Here is a 253-nt window from a genome sequence, read left to right on the forward strand (position 1 = left end):
CTGCATTCAGGACCGGGCGCAGGTCTGTAAGCACCGCTCCCTCCTCACCCAACTGGCAAGGAACCAATTGCTCTAGAAACCCCTCAAGCTTGCTTCGCCCAGCACTCAGTAGTTCTCCTTCCGCATTACCCACCCAATACTGCGGGGCCATGCGCAGTTGAATGACGTTGGTCCGCTCCAAGCTGTAGCTAGGGTATGGCTCTCGATCTAATGATGGCTGACTAGCCACGAACTTAATGATCACGTTGCGCAT

Annotated in this window: 1 pseudogene; it reads right to left on the reverse strand. The window is 54.9% G+C overall.

The annotated features are described in order from the left end of the window. A pseudogene (locus tag SB751_RS33215) lies at positions 1-181 on the reverse strand (hypothetical protein); the annotation flags it as partial. Positions 182-253: the final 72 nt, after the last annotated feature.

It is taken from the genome of Cupriavidus sp. SIMBA_020 (assembly GCF_046535395.1).
GTDB classification, from domain to species: domain Bacteria; phylum Pseudomonadota; class Gammaproteobacteria; order Burkholderiales; family Burkholderiaceae; genus Cupriavidus; species Cupriavidus campinensis.